Source organism: Acutalibacter sp. JLR.KK004 (genome assembly GCF_036941085.1).
In the GTDB taxonomy this organism is placed as follows: Bacteria; Bacillota; Clostridia; order Oscillospirales; family Acutalibacteraceae; genus Acutalibacter.
The window spans coordinates 1,167,492-1,185,814 of the sequence record NZ_JAYMNQ010000001.1; the positions used below are offsets into that span (position 1 = coordinate 1,167,492).

The following is an 18,323-nucleotide window of genomic DNA, read 5'->3' on the forward strand; positions in this document are numbered from 1 at the left end:
CCGCAAAGGAACGCACTTTTTCCGTTTCAGCCGGGCACTGCCAAATTTTATGTATGGCTTTATGCATCCCGGCCGCAGCACTTCTTATATTTTTTCCCGCTGCCGCAGGGGCAGGGATCATTGCGGCCCACCTTTTGGCCTTTCACCACGGTTTTGGAGCGCTTCTGCTCTTTGTACAGCTCCTGGCGGCGCTCCTCGGTCAGGTGCTTGTCCCACTGGGGAAGGGTATACAGCCAGTCTGCCTTCGCTTCCACCATGTTTTTATAAAGCTGTTCCTTGTCATAGTTCAGATTGACTTCCGAATCTGCCTCCAGGGCCTCCAAATTGTTTTTCTCCTTCAGGCTGTCGTTGATGCCGTCCAGAAAGCCCATCATGGACATTAAATCCACGCTGTATTTCTTCGCATACCCCTCCACCGTATTGCGCCGGGGTTTGCTTTCCAGGATCCGTTTGTAAAATTCTGTTTCCAGCTTAAAATACTCCTGCCAGAATTTTGCACCCTGCTCCTGCTGCTTTTCTTCGGCATACTGCTGCCATTGTGCCAGCAAAGCCACATTCATCACTCCTAATCTTCATCTTTTCAAATGGATTTTATATCCTTACTGGAAATCTTAGCACCTTTTTTCCTTTCTGTCAATTCCTTCCCTGTCGAGAGATGTCTGTTCCATTGATTTTATCAAACAGTTTTCCGCGTTTGCTTTTTTGGCAGGTTGGGCGTATAATGGAAAAAAGCGACAGGGGAGGGGCTGCGATGCTGAAAGCCATTATTTTTGACGCCTATGGGACGCTGCTGTGTACGGGTACAGGCTCTGTAGACGCTGCCGGGGAAATACTGGCAAAAAACGGGCGGCAGGATATTTCTCCGTCTGGTTTTTATGCCCGCTGGAAGCAGTTGCACCAGCGGCACATGGACAGCGGGGGGCCTTTCCTCACAGAAGAGGCCATCTACCATTTAGATTTGCGGGCGCTTTATAAAGAATATGGCATAGAGGGGGAGCCGGACCAGGACGTGGAAATTATGCTTGGGATTTTAGGCTGCCGCAGGCCTTATCCAGAGGCAAAGGCTGTGCTGGAGGCGCTGGAAAAGCAGGTGCCGCTGTGCATTGGCTCCATTACGGATACAGCGCCCTTGCAGCAGGATCTGCGCCGGGGCGGCCTGCCCATGAAAAAGCTTTTCACCTCGGAAAGCCTTCGCTGCTATAAGCCGGATCCCCGCTTCTATACAGAGATTCTGCGGCAGTTGGGCTTGAGGCCCCTGGAAGTCCTTTTTGTGGGGGATTCCCTTACAAATGACGTAGCAGGGCCGCAGGCGGCAGGCATTCCGGCCTGCTGGGTGAACCGTAAGGGGGAACATCCAGGTGCTTTTGCTCCGCGCTATACGGTTTCCGATTTAACTGGGCTTCTGCCCATTGCGGAAAGCCTTTTGGGAGGGGAGAGCCTGTGACACAGCAAAGCTTTTTCCAGCCCGGCCCGCTGGACGCGCCTTTAGCCACCCGTATGCGCCCTCAAACCCTTTCGGAATTCAGCGGCCAGCAGCACCTTTTAGGGGAAGGGAAAATCCTGCGCCAGCTTATAGAGGAGGATAAGGCGTCCTCCATGATTTTCTGGGGGCCTCCAGGGGTGGGCAAAACCACCCTGGCCCGTATCATTGCCGGGCGCACCCAGTCGAATTTTATCAACTTCAGCGCCGTCACCAGCGGCATCAAGGAGATAAAGGAAGTGATGGCAAACGCGGAGCGCAGCCGCCTATTAGGGGAGCGCACCTTGCTTTTTGTAGATGAGATACACCGCTTCAACAAGGCCCAGCAGGACGCTTTCCTGCCCTTTGTAGAGCGGGGCAGCATTGTGCTCATTGGGGCCACTACGGAAAACCCTTCCTTTGAGGTAAACGCCGCTCTGCTGTCCCGGTGCCGGGTGTTCGTGCTTCAGGCCCTCTCTGCGGAAGATCTGGTTTCCCTGCTGAAAAGGGCCTTGGAGGATCCCCGGGGCTTTGGAGGGGAGCAGGTGGAAATGGGGGAGGGCATGCTGGAAATCGTTGCAAATTTTGCAAATGGCGACGCCCGCACAGCCCTGGGCACCCTGGAGATGGTGGTATTAAATGCCCGCAGGGAAGGGGACAGGGTGACGGTAACCCGGGAGATACTGGAGCAGTGCGTGAACCGGAAATCCCTGCTCTATGACAAAAACGGGGAGGAGCATTATAACCTGATTTCCGCCCTGCACAAATCCATGCGCAACAGCGACCCGGACGCGGCGGTGTACTGGCTGGCCCGTATGCTGGAGGCGGGGGAAGACCCTCTCTATGTGGCCCGGCGGCTTATCCGCTTTGCCAGCGAGGATGTGGGCCTTGCCGATCCCCGGGCCTTAGAACTGTGTACTGCCGCCTATCAGGCCAGCCATTTTATCGGCATGCCGGAGTGTACGGTAAATCTCACACAGGCTGTAGTGTACCTTTCCGTTGCCCCTAAGTCCAACGCCCTCTATAGGGCCTATGAATCCGCCAAAAAGGATGCTTTGCACATGCTGGCAGAGCCGGTGCCCCTGGTTATCCGCAACGCCCCCACCCGCCTGATGAAAGAGCTGCACTATGGGGAAGGGTATCAATATGCCCATGACACAGAGGAAAAGCTGACGGACATGCAGTGCCTGCCGGATTCCCTTTTGGGCCGGCAGTATTATGAGCCTACCGCCCAGGGCTTGGAGGGCAGGGTGAAGGAGCGCCTGGAAAAAATCCGGGCCTGGAAGATGGAAAGACAGCAAAAAATACACAAAGAGGAGAAAACTTGATGGATTTGCAAAGGCTTATGCAGGAAGCGGCAGGGATTGTAAGGGAGGCAGGGGCTTTGGTGCGTTCCCTGCGGCACCCGCAGGTATACACCAAGGAAGGCCACGCCAATTTTGTGACAGAGGCTGACATTGCCTCCCAGAAATTTCTGCTGGAAAAGCTGGGGGAGCTTTTGCCAGAGGCCCATTTCTTTGCCGAGGAGCAGGCCCAAAACAAGCTGGAGCCGGGGTTGAACTGGATTATCGATCCCATCGACGGCACCACCAATTTCATGCGGGGATACAGGCCCTGCGCCATTTCCGTGGGCCTGGTGCAGAACGGCACAGGGGTGATGGGACTTGTGTATGACCTGTGGGCAGGAGAGCTGTTTTCCGCTGTAAAGGGCGGCGGCGCCTTCTGCGACGGACAGCCCATCCGCTGCGGGGAAGTGCCCCTGGAAAATGCCTTAATCGCTTTTGGATCCTCTCCCTATTACCGGGAACGGGCAGAAGTGACCTTTGCGGCGGTGCAGGAGGTGTTTCTCCTCTGCGGGGATGTGCGCCGATCCGGTTCTGCCGCCCTGGATCTGTGCTATGTGGCGGCAGGCCGCAGCGACGGCTTCTTTGAAGCCATCCTGTCCCCCTGGGATTTTTGCGCCGCTTCCGTCATCCTGGAGGAGGCAGGGGCCAGGGCAGGCTCTTTAGAAGGGCCGCTGGGTTACGAAAAGGGCATGGCGGTGATAGCTGGCAGCCCGGCGGTTTATGGCACTCTGGCGGAAATTGCCCGGCGGCATTTTGCCAGACTGTGAGATTCAACAAATTTCCCTGTATTCCATTGACAAGAGGCATATGGGGTGCTATAATAAGATAAAAGCTGAATAAATCCTTATCAAGAGAGGCGGAGGGACAGGCCCTGTGATGCCCGGCAACCTGTGGCGCAAGCTGCAAGGTGCCAATTCCTGCGGTGTAAACCGAAAGATGAGGCGGTAAAAGGGCCCTCGTTTTTCGAGGTGCCCTTTTCTTGATTCGGGGTTTACTGAGGCTTGGATTATTATAACGAAAGGATGATTTTCATGAAGCTGTTTACTTCCGAATCTGTAACCGAGGGACATCCCGACAAGGTGTGCGACCAGATTTCCGACGCGGTGCTGGACGCCATTATGGAGAAAGACCCGGAGGCCCATGTGGCCTGCGAAACCACTGCCACTACCGGCATGATCCATGTGATGGGGGAGATTGCCACCTCCTGTTATGTGGATATCCCCGCTGTGGTGCGGGAAGTGGTGAAGGATATCGGCTATGACGATCCGGCCTGCGGCTTTGACGGCAACACCTGCGGCGTGATGACCTCCATCGACGCACAGTCTCCGGACATTGCCATGGGCGTTAATGAGTCTTTGGAAGCGAAGAACGGGGAAACCGATGAGAACAGCCTTATTGGCGCAGGGGATCAGGGCATGATGTTTGGCTATGCCTGCGATGAAACGCCAGAGTATATGCCTTTGGCCATTTCCCTTTCCCACAAGCTGGCAAAGCAGTTGGCGGCGGTGCGCAAGGACGGCACCCTCAAGTATCTCCGGCCTGATGGGAAAACCCAGGTGACAGTGGAATATAAGGGGGACGAGGTCAAGCGGGTGGAGGCCATTGTCATTTCCACCCAGCATGACGCGGACGTGAAGCTGGAGAAACTGAAAAAAGACATGATAAAGCATGTGATTAAGCCCATCGTGCCCGCCGGGCTGGTAGATCAGCAGACCCGCATCTATATTAATCCCACCGGGCGTTTCGTTATCGGCGGCCCCGTAGGGGACAGCGGCCTGACAGGCCGGAAGATTATCGTGGATACCTATGGCGGCTATGGGCGCCATGGCGGCGGCGCTTTCTCCGGCAAGGATCCCACCAAGGTGGATCGCTCTGCTGCTTACGCAGCCCGCTGGGTAGCTAAAAATATTGTGGCTGCCGGCCTTGCCAAAAAGTGCGAGGTAGAGCTGGCCTATGCCATCGGCGTGGCCCGCCCGGTTTCCATTATGGTGGATACCTTCGGCACAGGCACTGTCTGCGATGAAAAGCTCAGCGAGGCGGTGCGCAAGGTGTTTGACCTGCGGCCCACTGCCATTATCAAGGAGCTGGATCTCCGCAAACCCATCTACCGCCAGCTTGCCGCTTACGGGCATATGGGCCGGGAAGACTTGGGTGTGGCCTGGGAGCGCACCGACCGCATCGACGCCTTGCTGGAGGCTGTCAAGTAAGAATCCTATGGTGGTTTTAATTGCGGGAGCCTCCCATACGGGAAAAACCGTGTTGGCCCAAAAGCTTGTGGAAAAATATGGGTATAGCTGTTTATCTTTAGACCTCCTGAAAATGGGGCTTATCCGCAGTGGGCAGACCAGCCTTACGCCGGAGGACGATGATAAGCTTACCGCGTACCTCTGGCCTATAGCGGCGGAAATGGTCAAGACAGCCATAGAAAACGGACAGCACCTGATTGTGGAGGGCTGTTATATCCCTTTCAACTGGCAGGAAAGCTTTACGATAGAATACCTGCGGCACATCCGTTTTTGCTGTCTGGTGCTCAGCGAAGGTTTTATCCGGAAAAATTTCTCCGCCATGCAGGCCCACGCAAATGACGTGGAACAGCGTCTGGAGGACGGAGGTTTTTCCATAGAGACAGCTATCCAGGGGAATGCCGCATGGCAGGCTGGGTGCAAGGCTTGTGGCCTGCCTTATACCCTGATAGAAGGGGAGTATCATTTACCCTTAGAACTTTTTAGAGAAGGGTATCTCAAATAGGGGATACGTAAGAAAGCATTTTAACGAGGGGTCGGCGTGGCAGTAAAGCTGCGCTGGCTCCTCGTTATATTGTTTTAGACTGGAGAAATCGCTTTGCGCTGAAACAAAAAGAAAAACCTAAGAAACAAATAGTTTCCTAGGTTTTCCTGGCACGCCAGAAGGGATTCGAACCCCCGACCTTTTGGTTCGTAGCCAAACACTCTATCCGGCTGAGCTACTGGCGCATATAACTTTTGACAGAAGCATTTCGCTCCAATCACCGTAATATATTATACGACAATGAAAGAACTTTGTCAAGCACTTTTTCTGAGATTGTAATATTCCGCAAGTTGCCGCAGAAAAAAGGAAAGAACCCAAGAAACAGGGGGTATCTTTCCTTTTCCCAATAATATGCGGATAAACCCCATTACGTGTCCTGCCCATGGTGATGGCGGCAGCCCTTTCCATGTCCATGGCCTGTTTCATAATCCTGCTCAGAGACAGGTTCGCCGGAAAGCTCTGCTATCCATTGACGGATTTCCCGCATGGTCAGTCCTTGCACGTCCTCCGGCGTGACAGAGGAATCCAGGGACTGCAGTTCCAAGAAAGCCAGATATTTGCCGCAGGAAAGCCCGGCTTCGTGGGCAGCGGCGGAGTCGGCCATGTTTCCAGTTTGGCAGTGGACACCGCGCCCGCTGCCAGCAGAGGTTTCCACCTTTTTCAGCATTTCACCGCTGCGTTTGGGATCGTCGCAGGCCACAAAAATGGACAAAGCCTCTCCGCGCTCCAAGCAGTCCCGGATGCCTTCACTGGCAAGCAAAGTGTCTAGGGCTTGGGAATAATCGGCAAAAAGCAAACTGACGCTTTGGGCCACTTTCTTCCCATATTCGTTGTAGCCTTCCACGCCAATCACTCTGTCAAAACGGTTGATGGAAAGCTCCAGAGAGGGGTTTATATCCACACTGATGGCGGAAACCGGCGTAAAGAACAGGCCGCCGCCCAGCCCCAGAAAAACTGCCAGGCAAGCCGCTGCCCAGAGGAGGGGGGCGGCCCGGCGCTTCCCGGCCCTGCGGGAAACAGCGGCAAGAGTTTTTTCCTTCAGCGACTCCTCGGCCTTCACAGCAGCGAAAGCGTTTTGCAGCCTGTCAACCATTTCCGTCACCTCCCAGCTTTTCCCGCAGCAGGTTTTTAGCGCGGGTCAGCAGTGAATACACTGTATTGGTGTTTTTATGTAGAATTTTCCCCATTTCCGGGGCTGTATAGCCTTCAAAGTAATGCAGGTACAACACATCCCGGTATTTTTCCGGCAAGCCCAGCACAGCTTCCAGCACCCAGCGGGTGTCTGGCGGGGCTTGGGCAGGCAGATCCACCAATTCCTCCAAGGGTACTGTGTGTGTACGGAAAAAGCTGCGGAGCAGATCCCTGCAAGCGTTTAAGGTTACCCGGATGAACCATGCCTTTTCATGTTCCTCATTTTCAAACGCAGCAGTGCTGAGGACATACTTCATAAACACATTTTGAAATATATCCTCCGAGTCGGCCTGGTTTTTCAAATGTATCAGGCAAAGCCTGCGTACCATATCGGCATACAGGTCTATTGCCCGTGCCGCCTCCTGCTCGCTGCGCATACAGGGAAGAACTTACCAGCGATGATGGCCGCCGTGTCCCTGGCCATGGTGGCCGCCGCCCCAGCCGTTGCCGTTTCCGCTGCCGTTCCCATTTCCGTTGCCCCAGCCCTGGCCCTGATGGTGGCAGTTGCCGCCGCCATAGTTATCGCAGACGCCGTCGCCGTTGCTGTCCACGAAATTGCCTTCATGGTGGCAGTTGCCGCCGCCATAGTTGTCGCAGATGCCATCCCCGTTGTTGTCTACAAAACAGCCCTCGTGGTGGCAGTTGCCATTGCCGTAGTTGTCGCAGATACCGTCTCCGTTGCTGTCCACAAAGGAGCAGATGGGGCGTGTCCACCCCGTTTGAAGGCCGTTGCATACCCGGCCCACAGCCCTGCCGTGATGGGACGCTGCCAGAGCACTGGTGGCGGTAAACGTAAGCACCAGCGCTGCTGCGGCAAATCCTGTTAAAAGTTTTTTCATGTTCATTCCTCCAGTCTTTTTTGCCGTTTAGCCGTTTAGCGGTTTCATCTCTAATACGTTTGGAAAAGGGAAATCCATGCATCCCAGAAAAATTTTTTTGAAATTTTTATTTTCTTAGAGGCATGGGAAGCCCGGACTTACAGATTCTTATTTCAATTTAATATACATCTGAGGGGAACTGTTGCTGTCCTTGCGCTCCGACTTTATCTCAAACATATCCAGGGAGTCCAGGAAGGGGGTAAGCTTGGAAAAGCCAAAGTTCCGCACGTCAAAGTCGGGATAGCGTTTGCCCAGGATATTGCCCACCTTTCCGATGAAAATCCAGTTGTCCTCATCGGAGTTTTCCCGGACAATCGTGCGCAAGGCCCGGCGCAGGGTGCGCAGGCTGGTGCGCGGCTCCTCAGGGCTCTTGGGTTCTCCTTTTTCCGGTGCTTTCTCCTCTTTAGCAGTCCGGTATTTCTGGGGCGCTTTTTTCGCAGTGCGCTTGGCAGGCTGCTTCTTAGGCGGCTCTGAGGCTTTGACAGGCTCCTCGCCTTCCTCCTCTTCGTTAGCGGCTAAAATGTCCAGATATTTGAACTGGTTGCAGGCAGAGATAAAGGAACTGGGCGTTTTGCTTTCCCCCATGCCCAGCACCGTCATGCCAGACTCCCGCAGCCGGGCAGCCAGCCGGGTGAAGTCGCTGTCAGAGGAAACCAGGCAGAAGCCGTCCACCTTCCCGGAATAGAGAATGTCCATGGCGTCAATAATCATGGCGGAATCTGTGGAGTTTTTCCCGGTGGTATAGCTGTACTGCTGCACAGGCAGCACAGAATTGTCAAGCAGCACGTTTTTCCAGGAAACCAGCGCCGGATTCGTCCAGTCGCCATAAATGCGTTTGTAGGTGGCAACGCCATCTTCTTTGGAAATCTCGTCTAAAATAATTTTGATGTACTTGGATGAAACATTGTCCGCGTCTATCAGCACGGCTACCCTGCTGTCATGGGGCATGAAAGCATCTCCTCGCTCTATTGTTCTTAAATATAAGTATAAGCCATCCCGTTGGAAAAAGCAAGCTTGCGCGTGCCTGCAAAGCGCGTAAAATGGGGGAGGGGCAAAAGCAAAAGGCCGGCAGACAGCCGGCCTTCCTTCAAGTAAGACGCAATTTTCAAGAAGCGGCGCAGCAGTCGTCGCACTGGCTGCACTCGCAGGTGAGCACCTGCCCGGCAGGCGGATCCAGCCGGTATCCCTGGCCCCGGACGGTGACAATGTACTTCCCCTGGCTGCCCATGTGGGCGCGAAGCTTTTTTATGTGGGAATCTATGGTGCGGGTAGCGCCCATAGCGGCATAGCCCCACACCTCCCGGAGCAGGCGCTCCCGGGTCAGCGTCTCGCCGGGGTTTTGGGCTAAAAACAGCAGAAGCTGCCGCTCCATATGGGAAAGCTCCAACTGCCGCCCGCCCAAGGTGGCCCGGTCTTTAGAACAGAGGAGTTCCAGCCCCTCCAGCCAAACAGATTGCATATGTTCCCCTCCCTCAAAACATGCGGATTCTTACTTCTTTGCAGCCATAAGAACGCAGAAACGCGGGGATGCCGGCACTTTTACGCTTTACCAAAACGCCATCCCCATGGTAGATACAATTATAATTCTAAACCTTAAAGTCTGCTTTATGTCAAGTATATTTATAAAAAATTCAGAAAAAAGGCTGAAATAATTTGTCATATTAGAATAGGGCTTGTTTGAAAAATCGCAAACACCGTTTTTTTGTCCAAAACGTGCGTTTTCTGTGTTGGAAATCCTCGACAGGCGACAGCCTGTCTTGCGGTTTCCGCCTTGAAACCACCCCGTTTTGTCTCAAAAATTCGGCACTTTCTCTATTTTCAAACAAGCCCTAGTCCAGCAGAAAGGAAATAATTTCTTTTTCCGCTTTTAACTTTCTATGGTTTGTGTTAAAATAAGGCATGAAAGGGAAAAGGGGAGATGGCATTATGGCAAAGAAGAAAAAACTGAAGCTTACAAAAGAAGAAAGGCAGATGCAGGCTGCAAAGGAGCGCGCCAGGTTAAAGCAGGAGGTAAAAGAGCATCCGGTGCTGGCTGGTACCTATATAGTGCTGCGGATGCTGGTAATCGCTGTGATGGTTCTGCAAATCTTTAACCGGGAATGGTATGACGTGTTCCTTTGCGGCCTTACCCTGTTCCTGTTTTTAATCCCCAGCTTTGTGGAGCGCCGCCTGCACATTGACGTGCCCAACGTCCTGGAGGTTATTATCCTGCTGTTTATCTTTTCGGCGGAAATCCTAGGGGAAATATCGGAATATTACCTGCGCTTCCCCTTCTGGGACACAGCCCTCCATACTTTAAACGGCTTTTTGATGGCGGCTATCGGCCTTGCCATGGTGGATATTTTAAACCGCTCCCGGAAATTCCGCATCCGGCTGTCCCCGGTGTTCGTGGCGGTGGTGGCCTTCTGCTTTTCCATGACCATCGGCGTGTTGTGGGAATTTTTCGAGTATGGCATGGACGTGTTCTTCCGCATGGACATGCAGAAGGATACTTATATTCCAGCCGTCACCTCAGTGCTGTTAAACCCCGACGGGCGTAACGCCGCTGTTACAGTGCCGGTGGAAAGCATCCTCATAAATGGGGAAGTCTGGCCCGGCTATATTGATATTGGCCTGCACGACACCATGAAGGATCTGCTGGTAAACTTTATCGGCGCGGTGGTGTTTTCCTTCATTGGCATGCTGTATATTATGGGCCGGGGCCGGGGAAAGTTTGCGCCCAACTTCATCCCGCGCCTGAAGGAACACGAGCTGCCTGTTCCTAAGGCAGAGGAGGAGCCTAACCTGCTTACGCCTATTCCCTTAGAGGGGCCGGAGGACGCGGAAAACCAGGAACTCTTTGACATCTACACCCGGGACGGCAGGCCCACAGGGCGGACAGCGCCCCGGGGCGCCGCTCTGGATAAGGACGATTTCCGGCTGGGGGTGCATGTGTTCCTCTATGACGCTCAGGGACGGTTTCTGGTGCAAAAGCGGGCAGAGACGAAGCGTTCCCGTCCTGGCCAGTGGGATATTACCATGGGCCATGCGACGGCTGGGGAAAGTGCCATTGAATGCGTCTTGCGAGAAGTGCGGGAGGAACTGGGCCTTGAACTGGTCCTGGAAAACCTGGTGAAGGCATATCGCTGGCTGGAAAAAGGGCCGCAGATGTTTACGGATGTGTTTTTCGCCCGGATAGAGCCGGACAGCGGTGAAATTTCCCTGCAAAAGGAAGAAGTTTCGGAGATAAAATGGCTGTCAAAAGCAGAGATGCTGCAATTTATAGAGAAACTGCCTGACCGCCCTGTGGAATACAAATATATAGTGTCCCAATATATGGAATCCTGCATTGGGGAAAGCGCCGGGGATTCCTCTCCCCAGGCAAAAGAGGACTGCGTTTTCTGTAAAATCGTGGCAGGGGAGGCCCCTTGCTATAAAATTTACGAGGATGAATCTGTTCTTGCCTTCCTGGATATTGCCATGGATGCCCCCGGGCATACACTGGTGATTCCCAAAGAACACCAGGGAGAGCTTTTCGCCAGCGGCCCGGAAACATCTGCCCGTCTGATAGAGGCGGTGCGCCTGATTTCCCGCCACTATGTGGAGGACTGCGGCTATGACGGTGTGAACATCTTAAACGCCAGCGGCACTGCCGCCCAGCAGAGCGTGCCCCACCTGCATTTCCACATACTTCCCCGGAAAAAGGGCGACGGCCTGAACACCTGGCCCAGCCTGGGAAGCCATAAAACAGATCTGGCAGCCATGCAGAAGAAGCTGACTATGATAGGGGAGGAAAAATGAAAGACAACAAGCAATCATTTGGATACGCCAAAATTTATGGAAGAAAGGGGATAGCAGCTATGAAAACGTCATCCGCCAACGCACCAGGGAGGGAAGAAGCATAGCCCTCCCGCCATACCCGGGAGGTACAAATGAACAAGAACAAAGCAAGCGTAACTGTACAATTGGACGATGCAGCCTTTTCCCTGAAGCGGCCTGCAGATTTTTCCTGGCTTAGCTCTATAGGCCGGGTGTTCCAGGCGTTTTCCCAGAACGACTCCGGGAACATCAGCTTTGGGGTGGACACAGGAAAAGAAAAGCTGTTCATTAAGGCAGCAGGGCTGGAGACACTGGAAAGCGTCTGCACACCCCAGGAGGCGGTGGAAAACCTGAAAGCTGCTATGGAAGTTTATGAGGACATCCGCCACCCGGCCCTTATCCGCCTGCGCAGGCACTATCCAGTGGGAAATCTGTATGTGGCGGAATTCGGCTGGGCGGAAGGGGACTGTCTCCACGACCACTGGAATTTTGACTATTATGAGGCCCAACCGGAGGTGGTTCCGCCTGCCCGGCGCTTTAAGGAACTGCCTGTGGAAAAGCGGCTGGATGCCTGCCGGACGCTGTTTTCCTTTTTGGAGGAGACGGCCCGGGCGGGATACGTGGCGGTGGATTTGTATGACGCCAGCATTCTGTACGACTTTAAGCGGGGCAGGACAACCATCTGCGACATCGATCTGTTCCGGAAGACCCCGCTGGTGAATACGGCGGGGGAGGGGTATTACGGTTCAGAACGCTTTAAGGCCCCGGAGGAATATATCCTGGGTGCGGCAGTGGACGAGCGCACTAATGTTTTCACCCTGGGAGCATTGCTTTTCAGCTTTTTCGGGAATTTTACCCCTGCTGAAAGGCAGCGCTGCTATGACGAAAAGCGCTTTGTCTCCATTGCGGCCTTTTCCGCCGGGTGGGAAGAGGCGGTTCGGCAGGGAACGTGAGAAAAAGCAGGGAAAGCCCTGCTTTGGAGGAAACATATGGATTTGCAAAAGCTTACTTTTTTTACGGAGGGCAACACCTTTACCGGAAGCGCCTCAAAGGATCTGGCGGCGGGCCTGCTGCTGCGCTATCTGGTGGAGCCGGACAAGGAAAACGAACAGTTAAAAGCATATGCCTGGCGGAAGGATTTGTGCTTCGAGCGGGCAGGGGAGAAGGAGGAACGGGAGTTTCCCATGACCCAGCAGGGCTTGGAAGAGGCAGACGCCTGGCTGCAGGGCCTGTTTGACGCGCTCTGATCCGCCCCTTCCCCTCTGGGGGTAAATCTTGGGGCGCTGCCCCAAACCCTGCCACCTTTTTTGAGAAAAAAGGTGGACGAAAAAACCATTGTACCCCGCCTCATGGCCTTATAGGCCATGAGGCGGGGTACAGCAGTTTTTGGGCCGGCCCTTTTTCCAAAAAGGGCCGTAGGGTGTGGGACAAAGTCCCACGGTCTTAATCCCCCAGAGGGGAAGGGGGTATCAGATAACGCCCTGGGCCAGCATGGCGTCGGCAACCTTCACAAAGCCCGCGATGTTGGCGCCCACCACATAGTTCTTGGGATGGCCATATTTCTCGGCGGCTGCGTCGGCATTTGCGAAAATGTTCTCCATAATGCCCTTAAGCTTTGCGTCCACTTCCTCGAAAGTCCAGGAAAGGCGCTGGCTGTTCTGGCTCATCTCCAATGCGGATGTAGCCACGCCGCCTGCGTTTGCGGCCTTGCCAGGGGCAAACAGTATGCCTGCCTTCTGCAAGATTTCTGTGGCCTCCATGGTGGTGGGCATGTTGGCGCCCTCTGCTACAGCGATGCAGCCGTTTGCTGCCAAGGTTTTGGCGTCCTCCTCCAGCAGCTCGTTTTGGGTAGCGCAGGGCAGGGCGATATCGCACTTTACGCTCCACACACCCCGGCCTTCATGGTATTCGGAACCCGGGCGGTAGTTTTTATATTCGGTGAGACGCTGGCGTTTTACTTCCTTGATTTCCTTGATAGCCGCAAGATCAATGCCCTCGGCATCGTAAATCCAGCCGGTGGAATCAGACATGGTGACAACCTTTGCGCCCAGCTCCATGGCCTTCTCGCAGGCATAAATTGCCACGTTGCCAGCGCCGGAAATGGCGACTGTCTTGCCTTCGATATCATGGCCGTTCTTTTTCAGCATGGCGTTTGTGAAATACAGCAGGCCATAGCCTGTAGCCTGGGTGCGGGCCAGAGAGCCGCCATAAGTCAGGCCCTTGCCAGTAAGAACGCCTTCAAAGGCATTTTTCAGGCGCTTGTACTGTCCAAACATGAAGCCGATTTCCCGGGCACCTGTGCCGATATCCCCGGCAGGCACATCGGTGTCAGGGCCAATGTGGCGGAACAGCTCTGTCATAAAGCTCTGGCAGAAAGCCATAATTTCCCGGTCGGACTTGCCCTTGGGGTCGAAATCAGAGCCGCCCTTGCCGCCGCCAATGGGCAGGCCGGTGAGGGAGTTTTTGAAAATCTGCTCGAAGCCCAGGAATTTGATAATGCCCAGGTTTACGGAGGGGTGCAGCCGAAGGCCGCCCTTGTAGGGGCCAATGGCAGAATTAAACTGTACACGGAAGCCGCGGTTTATTTGCACCTTGCCGTTATCGTCCACCCAGGGCACCCGGAACATGATCTGCCGCTCCGGCTCTGTGATGCGCTCTAAAATGCCGGCAGCTTCATACTGCGGATTCTGCTCAATAACAGGCTCCAGAGAGGTGAGCACCTCGGTGGCAGCCTGGATGAACTCTGGCTCGTGCGCATTCTTTTTCTTCAAAATTTCCAACTGTTCGCTTACATAAGACATAATACTATCCCTCCAAATTGCAAGTTGATTACATGAATCCTGCAAAAACACGGGTATATCTTACCATAAACCCGGGAAATTTACAAGAAGCAATTTATATAATTTCGTTTTGAGCTTCAAATATAGGGATTTGTACAAAAATAGCACTAGGCGGGGGCCGCTTCTTGTGAAAGCCATAAGGGGCATAACCCTGCGAGCGGCAGAAAGGAAACCCTGCCTGTTCGGGGGAGGCAAAAATCACTTTGGATTTTGCGAAAATTCGGCTTCCTTTTTGTACAGGCTTATGGTATAATCTAAATGCTTTCTGTATCCCGCCGGGGATAAGGGGATTGTGAGGAAGAAATCCCCTTTATGAGAGCGGCGCTGGCTTACGCCTATAAAGCAGACCAGCCAGCCGGAAGCTTGAAAAATGCGTTTTTCAGGCTCTATACCACCTCAAGGAATAAGGAGTTAATTTTATGGCCCACTTTTTCCGGGGCTTACGCCCCAGTGCCTGCAAACGCCCTCTTGCCGCCCTGTTATGCTGTCTGCTGCTGGCAGGCACCCCTGTTTCAGCGGCGGAAGCGCCTGAAATCCCGGAAAGCGGATCCGCTTCTGTTTTAGAGGACTTGCTGCAACAGGATCTCCCGCCCCTTGCAGCAGAGGAAGGAATCCAGCCGGGGGGAGAGGCAACGGATCCTGTTTCCCCTGACAGCAGCCCTTCGCCGGAACCAGGGAACCCGGATGGCGGCGATCCGGAAGAAGATCCAGAAGGGGATCCAGACATTCCGGAGGAGCCGGAGGTTACCACTTATACAGTAACCTTCCAGATGGGTAAATTCGGCATGAAAGAGTATACAGTAGAGGATGGGGCCTTGCCGCCGGAGACGCCCCAGATTCCGGAACTGCCTGCCGCCCAAGTGCTGGGATGGTTTGACAAAGCCGGTCAAATGGTGGAGCCTGCCGAACTGCCCGTTACAGAGAATACCACCTACACAGCGCGTTGGAGCCGTACAGCGGCGGAGTTTTTGCAAACCGATACCCACGAGGCTTACATAAAAGGCTACGCCAACGGTACCTTCAAGCCTACTAAAAATGTTACCCGCAGCGAGGCCGCCCAGCTTTTTTATAACCTGCTACGTGCTCCCAGCGGGGAAAGCGTCCTGGGATTCCCGGATGTGCCTGCCAGCAAATGGTATGCCCAAGCGGTAAATGAGATGTCTGCCTTTGGTATTTTGCAGGGCTATGCTGACGGCAGCTTCAAAGGGGAATATTCCATCACTCGGGCAGAATTTGTGAAGATGGCGGTCAGTTGCGACACCCTTCAGGACATAGCCTGCCCCTTTGCCGATGTTTCATCCGATTCCTGGGCTGCGCCATACATTGCCACCGCTTACAGCAAGGGCTGGATAAGCGGCTATGAGGACGGCACCTTCCGCCCTAACGCCGCTATCGTCCGGGGAGAGGCTGTGGTTATCCTGAACAAGATGCTGGGCCGCCAGCCGGATCCGGGCATCAAGGAAAAAACCACTGTCAAGAATTTTTACGATGTGTTCCCCTCCAACTGGATGTATCCCCACATTGTAGAGGCTTCCACTACCCATGAGTTTACAAAGACAGAGGAGGGCGCAGAGGCCTGGGGCGCTTATGAAGAGGATTTGAGCAAGCCCACCAGCGGCTGGATAAAGGACGAAGACGGAAAGCGGTATTACCTGGACGGCACTACCCGGAAATTTCTCCGGGGCATGCAGACCATCCAGGGCGTGAAATATCTGCTGGACGGAAGCACTGGCGCGGCTTTTACAGGCTTTCGCAGCGAGGGAAAATGGCGGCGCTATTATGTAAATGGCTTAATCCAGGATGACATTTCCTCCCTGGGCCTGGTTTCCGGGCCTTACTATATCAAGGTATATAAGCCCTCCAATTATTTGATTATCTACGCCAAGGAAAAGGGAGGAAGCACCTTTAACGTGCCAGTAAAAGCCATGCGTGTTTCCTGCGGCTACGGCACTCCTACAGGATACTTCCGCACCCCCACCCGGTATCGCTGGCTGCAAATGATTGGCAACACCTGGGCGCAGTGGTGTACCCAGATTTCTGGCAATTACCTGTTCCATTCTGTACCCAACTGGACCCACAGCAACATGGATTTGGAGGTGGGCGAGTATAACCACCTGGGGAATACCCGCTCTGCTGGATGCATCCGCCTGAACTGCCGGGATGCTAAGTGGATATATGACAACTGCAAACTGGGCACAGAGGTGACCATCACCTCCCAGGAGACCAGCGGCCCTCTGAAAAAGCCTGCTGGCCTGACGATCCCTTCCTGGCATACGTGGGATCCCACAGACCCCACAGCCGTCTGGAAATGCAAGCAGAAGGGCTGCCATTAAAAGTAAAAACACACAAGTAAAGAGAGCCAATGAAACTCCTGCAAAGGCGTTTTGTTGGCTCCTTTTATAAATAGATCTCTTGCGAAAATAAAAATAGAGCGATAAAATAGAAGCATAAAATACGAAAAGATAGCGGAATATTCAAACACAAAATTTGATAAGGTACAATAAGTTGCGCAAATAAAAAAGACAAGGTTTGCAGCTCTCTGGTAGAATGAAGTAGCGACACACCATTCAGAGAGGAGAGAGCAAACCATGTCAGAGAAGATTGTACAGCTATAGCAATCCAAGAAATTAGCAAGGAATGCCAGCGGCAGAAAACCAACCAGCGCAGTCGGAAGGACGGATCAACGAGAAAGCCTGAGCAATGCCATGCGGGAGCTGGGGTAATAATCTGATTTTCAGCTTGCGAAGAATGGCCTTGATTTTAGACCACATATTTTCAATTGGATTCAAATCAGGGCTGTACGCTGGCAAGTACAGCAATTTCATGCCAGCCCCCTGCAAAAGCGTTCGGACCTCTTTGACATGATTCGTGCGCATATTATCCATGATGACAATATCCCCTTGGTGCAGCGTGGGAATGAGCGTGTTTTTGAGATAGTCCAGAAATTTTTCACGGGTCGTTCCACCGCTGTAAATCGTATAAGCAGTCTCACCATTGCGTCTTACGGAGGAAAGAATCGTGGTATTGGCAGGCGTATTTAAGGGAGTCTTGTCTACTGACCGCTCCCCTCCAATGGCCCGCCCATAGCGGCGGCTCAAGTCCGTGTTTACGCCGCTTTCATCCAGGAATACCAGTTTGTCCGCTTCGCACTGCGTTATCATTTCACTCCAGGCCTCTCTCGCTGCCACAACATCGAACACGCTCCCGCTCTGCTGCGTAAAAGGACTTCTTTTTGTAAACATAACCCAGCCCAATCACGGCCTTTCGCACCGTTTCGTTGCTGACATACAGTCCATGTTTTTCGATATCTCGTCGATCGTGATATCCGGCTGGGCTGTGATCAGCTGGTCAATATCCTGCAAATCTTCTTCTGTCAGTGCTGGCTTCCTTCCTCGCTGACTGGTTTGAAGTTCTACACTGCCAGTTTTCCTCATTTGTCCGCTCAAACGATACACTGTGCTTGTACTCACATGGAAACACTTTGCCACTGCTTGCGCATCGTGGGTCTTTTCGTATGCCTGTACCAGTAGTTTTCTCGCCTCGTTGTGTAACATTGCTATCGCCTTCTGATATCATTCTACACCTCATGTCAATTCACTGTTATTTTATTGGATTGATATAGATTATCTTTCAAGATGCCTTTATCGTGATTAGAGCCACACGCTGAAAGACAGCCGACAATACTTAAAACCAAAACAACAGATATGATTGCTTTTATTTTTTTCATAACGCTCACCTCACATAAGTTGCGTATTGATCAACATTCCTAAGAATACGACGCCCGCAACTGCATAAAGGCTGTTTACAATCAGGCAGACCTTCATCAAATTGTTTTGAGCTTTTGCTTTGACATACGAAATAATGGTGAACACTCCGCTGAAAATCATAAATGCAGCGTAGCAAGCAATCATAATTTCGGCAACCGGCGATTCCAGCGCCCAGTCAAAAGTCCTAAGCGGAAGAATTGTCCACGGAATAAAAAGCATAATAGCGCTGACAGCGGTTAAAATTTTGTTTTTCATAA

At 53.1% G+C, this 18,323-nt stretch carries 19 protein-coding genes, 1 tRNA gene and 1 riboswitch; of the genes, 9 read left to right on the plus strand and 11 right to left on the minus strand.

The genetic code is table 11. The features are described 5' to 3' along the window. Positions 1 to 59: 59 nt before the first annotated feature. A complete protein-coding gene (locus VSQ30_RS06445) occupies positions 60 to 554 on the minus strand; it encodes an SEC-C metal-binding domain-containing protein (protein ID WP_502876204.1) in 495 nt (164 codons plus the stop codon). 197 nt (positions 555 to 751) lie between these two features. On the opposite strand from VSQ30_RS06445, the gene VSQ30_RS06450 reads away from it, so the two are divergent. From VSQ30_RS06450 to VSQ30_RS06470, 5 genes are all read left to right on the plus strand, one after another. After that, positions 752 to 1,444: an HAD family hydrolase gene (locus tag VSQ30_RS06450; protein ID WP_334462880.1), complete on the plus strand. Its 693-nt coding sequence runs from the start codon at positions 752 to 754 to the stop codon at positions 1,442 to 1,444. Beyond that, entirely contained in the window at positions 1,441 to 2,787 is a 1,347-nt protein-coding gene (locus VSQ30_RS06455) for a replication-associated recombination protein A (RefSeq protein ID WP_502876205.1), read from the plus strand. Before VSQ30_RS06450 ends, VSQ30_RS06455 begins: the two co-directional genes overlap by 4 nt. Next, positions 2,787 to 3,572, plus strand: coding sequence for an inositol monophosphatase family protein (locus tag VSQ30_RS06460; RefSeq protein WP_334462881.1), 786 nt, complete (start codon positions 2,787 to 2,789; stop codon positions 3,570 to 3,572). Before VSQ30_RS06455 ends, VSQ30_RS06460 begins: the two co-directional genes overlap by 1 nt. A gap of 74 nt (positions 3,573 to 3,646) precedes the next feature. Beyond that, a riboswitch (SAM riboswitch) is annotated at positions 3,647 to 3,748 on the plus strand. Between the two features lie 88 nt (positions 3,749 to 3,836). After that, positions 3,837 to 5,012 (plus strand): methionine adenosyltransferase, encoded by a 1,176-nt coding sequence (gene metK, locus VSQ30_RS06465; RefSeq protein WP_502876206.1) that lies wholly within the window; start codon positions 3,837 to 3,839, stop codon positions 5,010 to 5,012. Between the two features lie 7 nt (positions 5,013 to 5,019). After that, positions 5,020 to 5,553, plus strand: a complete 534-nt coding sequence (locus VSQ30_RS06470) for an AAA family ATPase (protein WP_305117601.1) — start codon at positions 5,020 to 5,022, stop codon at positions 5,551 to 5,553. A 147-nt stretch (positions 5,554 to 5,700) separates the two neighbouring features. Here the strand turns inward: VSQ30_RS06470 and VSQ30_RS06475 are convergent. The 6 genes from VSQ30_RS06475 to VSQ30_RS06500 form a co-directional block, all read right to left on the minus strand. Further along, positions 5,701 to 5,777, minus strand: a tRNA-Arg gene (locus VSQ30_RS06475). Positions 5,778 to 5,959: 182 nt separating this feature from the next. Then, the gene (locus VSQ30_RS06480) at positions 5,960 to 6,685 is read right to left on the minus strand and encodes an anti-sigma-I factor RsgI family protein (RefSeq protein WP_334462883.1); all 726 of its coding nucleotides are present in this window, start codon (positions 6,683 to 6,685) and stop codon (positions 5,960 to 5,962) included. Next, positions 6,678 to 7,160: an RNA polymerase sigma factor gene (locus tag VSQ30_RS06485; protein WP_334462884.1), complete on the minus strand. Its 483-nt coding sequence runs from the start codon at positions 7,158 to 7,160 to the stop codon at positions 6,678 to 6,680. The genes VSQ30_RS06480 and VSQ30_RS06485 overlap by 8 nt, the downstream gene beginning before the upstream one ends. Positions 7,161 to 7,172: 12 nt before the next feature. Continuing rightward, positions 7,173 to 7,622: a hypothetical protein gene (locus VSQ30_RS06490; protein WP_334462885.1), complete on the minus strand. Its 450-nt coding sequence runs from the start codon at positions 7,620 to 7,622 to the stop codon at positions 7,173 to 7,175. Positions 7,623 to 7,769: 147 nt separating this feature from the next. After that, entirely contained in the window at positions 7,770 to 8,609 is an 840-nt protein-coding gene (locus VSQ30_RS06495) for an NYN domain-containing protein (RefSeq protein ID WP_334462887.1), read from the minus strand. Between the two features lie 157 nt (positions 8,610 to 8,766). After that, positions 8,767 to 9,120, minus strand: a complete 354-nt coding sequence (locus VSQ30_RS06500; RefSeq protein WP_160642929.1) for a winged helix-turn-helix domain-containing protein — start codon at positions 9,118 to 9,120, stop codon at positions 8,767 to 8,769. A 467-nt stretch (positions 9,121 to 9,587) separates the two neighbouring features. Here VSQ30_RS06500 and VSQ30_RS06505 point away from each other — a divergent pair, with 467 nt between their 5' ends. The 3 genes from VSQ30_RS06505 (at position 9,588) to VSQ30_RS06515 (ending at position 12,706) form a co-directional block, all read left to right on the plus strand. Further along, entirely contained in the window at positions 9,588 to 11,441 is a 1,854-nt protein-coding gene (locus VSQ30_RS06505; protein WP_334462888.1) for a DUF2238 domain-containing protein, read from the plus strand. Between the two features lie 131 nt (positions 11,442 to 11,572). Then, a complete protein-coding gene (locus VSQ30_RS06510; protein ID WP_334462890.1) occupies positions 11,573 to 12,412 on the plus strand; it encodes a protein kinase family protein in 840 nt (279 codons plus the stop codon). A gap of 36 nt (positions 12,413 to 12,448) precedes the next feature. After that, entirely contained in the window at positions 12,449 to 12,706 is a 258-nt protein-coding gene (locus VSQ30_RS06515; RefSeq protein WP_160642926.1) for a hypothetical protein, read from the plus strand. 222 nt (positions 12,707 to 12,928) lie between these two features. Here VSQ30_RS06515 and gdhA read toward each other — a convergent pair whose 3' ends face one another. Next, positions 12,929 to 14,260, minus strand: coding sequence for an NADP-specific glutamate dehydrogenase (gene gdhA, locus VSQ30_RS06520; RefSeq protein ID WP_334462892.1), 1,332 nt, complete (start codon positions 14,258 to 14,260; stop codon positions 12,929 to 12,931). Positions 14,261 to 14,718: 458 nt separating this feature from the next. On the opposite strand from gdhA, the gene VSQ30_RS06525 reads away from it, so the two are divergent. Then, positions 14,719 to 16,632, plus strand: coding sequence for an S-layer homology domain-containing protein (locus tag VSQ30_RS06525; protein WP_334462893.1), 1,914 nt, complete (start codon positions 14,719 to 14,721; stop codon positions 16,630 to 16,632). A 294-nt stretch (positions 16,633 to 16,926) separates the two neighbouring features. On the opposite strand, the gene VSQ30_RS06530 is transcribed toward VSQ30_RS06525, so the two are convergent. The 3 genes from VSQ30_RS06530 to VSQ30_RS06540 form a co-directional block, all read right to left on the minus strand. Continuing rightward, complete coding sequence (locus VSQ30_RS06530) at positions 16,927 to 17,487, minus strand: IS630 family transposase (protein ID WP_334462895.1); 561 nt, start codon at positions 17,485 to 17,487, stop codon at positions 16,927 to 16,929. Positions 17,488 to 17,553: 66 nt separating this feature from the next. Then, positions 17,554 to 17,853: a COG3415 family protein gene (locus VSQ30_RS06535; protein WP_334462897.1), complete on the minus strand. Its 300-nt coding sequence runs from the start codon at positions 17,851 to 17,853 to the stop codon at positions 17,554 to 17,556. 183 nt (positions 17,854 to 18,036) lie between these two features. Then, the gene (locus VSQ30_RS06540) at positions 18,037 to 18,321 is read right to left on the minus strand and encodes a hypothetical protein (protein ID WP_334462898.1); all 285 of its coding nucleotides are present in this window, start codon (positions 18,319 to 18,321) and stop codon (positions 18,037 to 18,039) included. Positions 18,322 to 18,323: the final 2 nt, after the last annotated feature.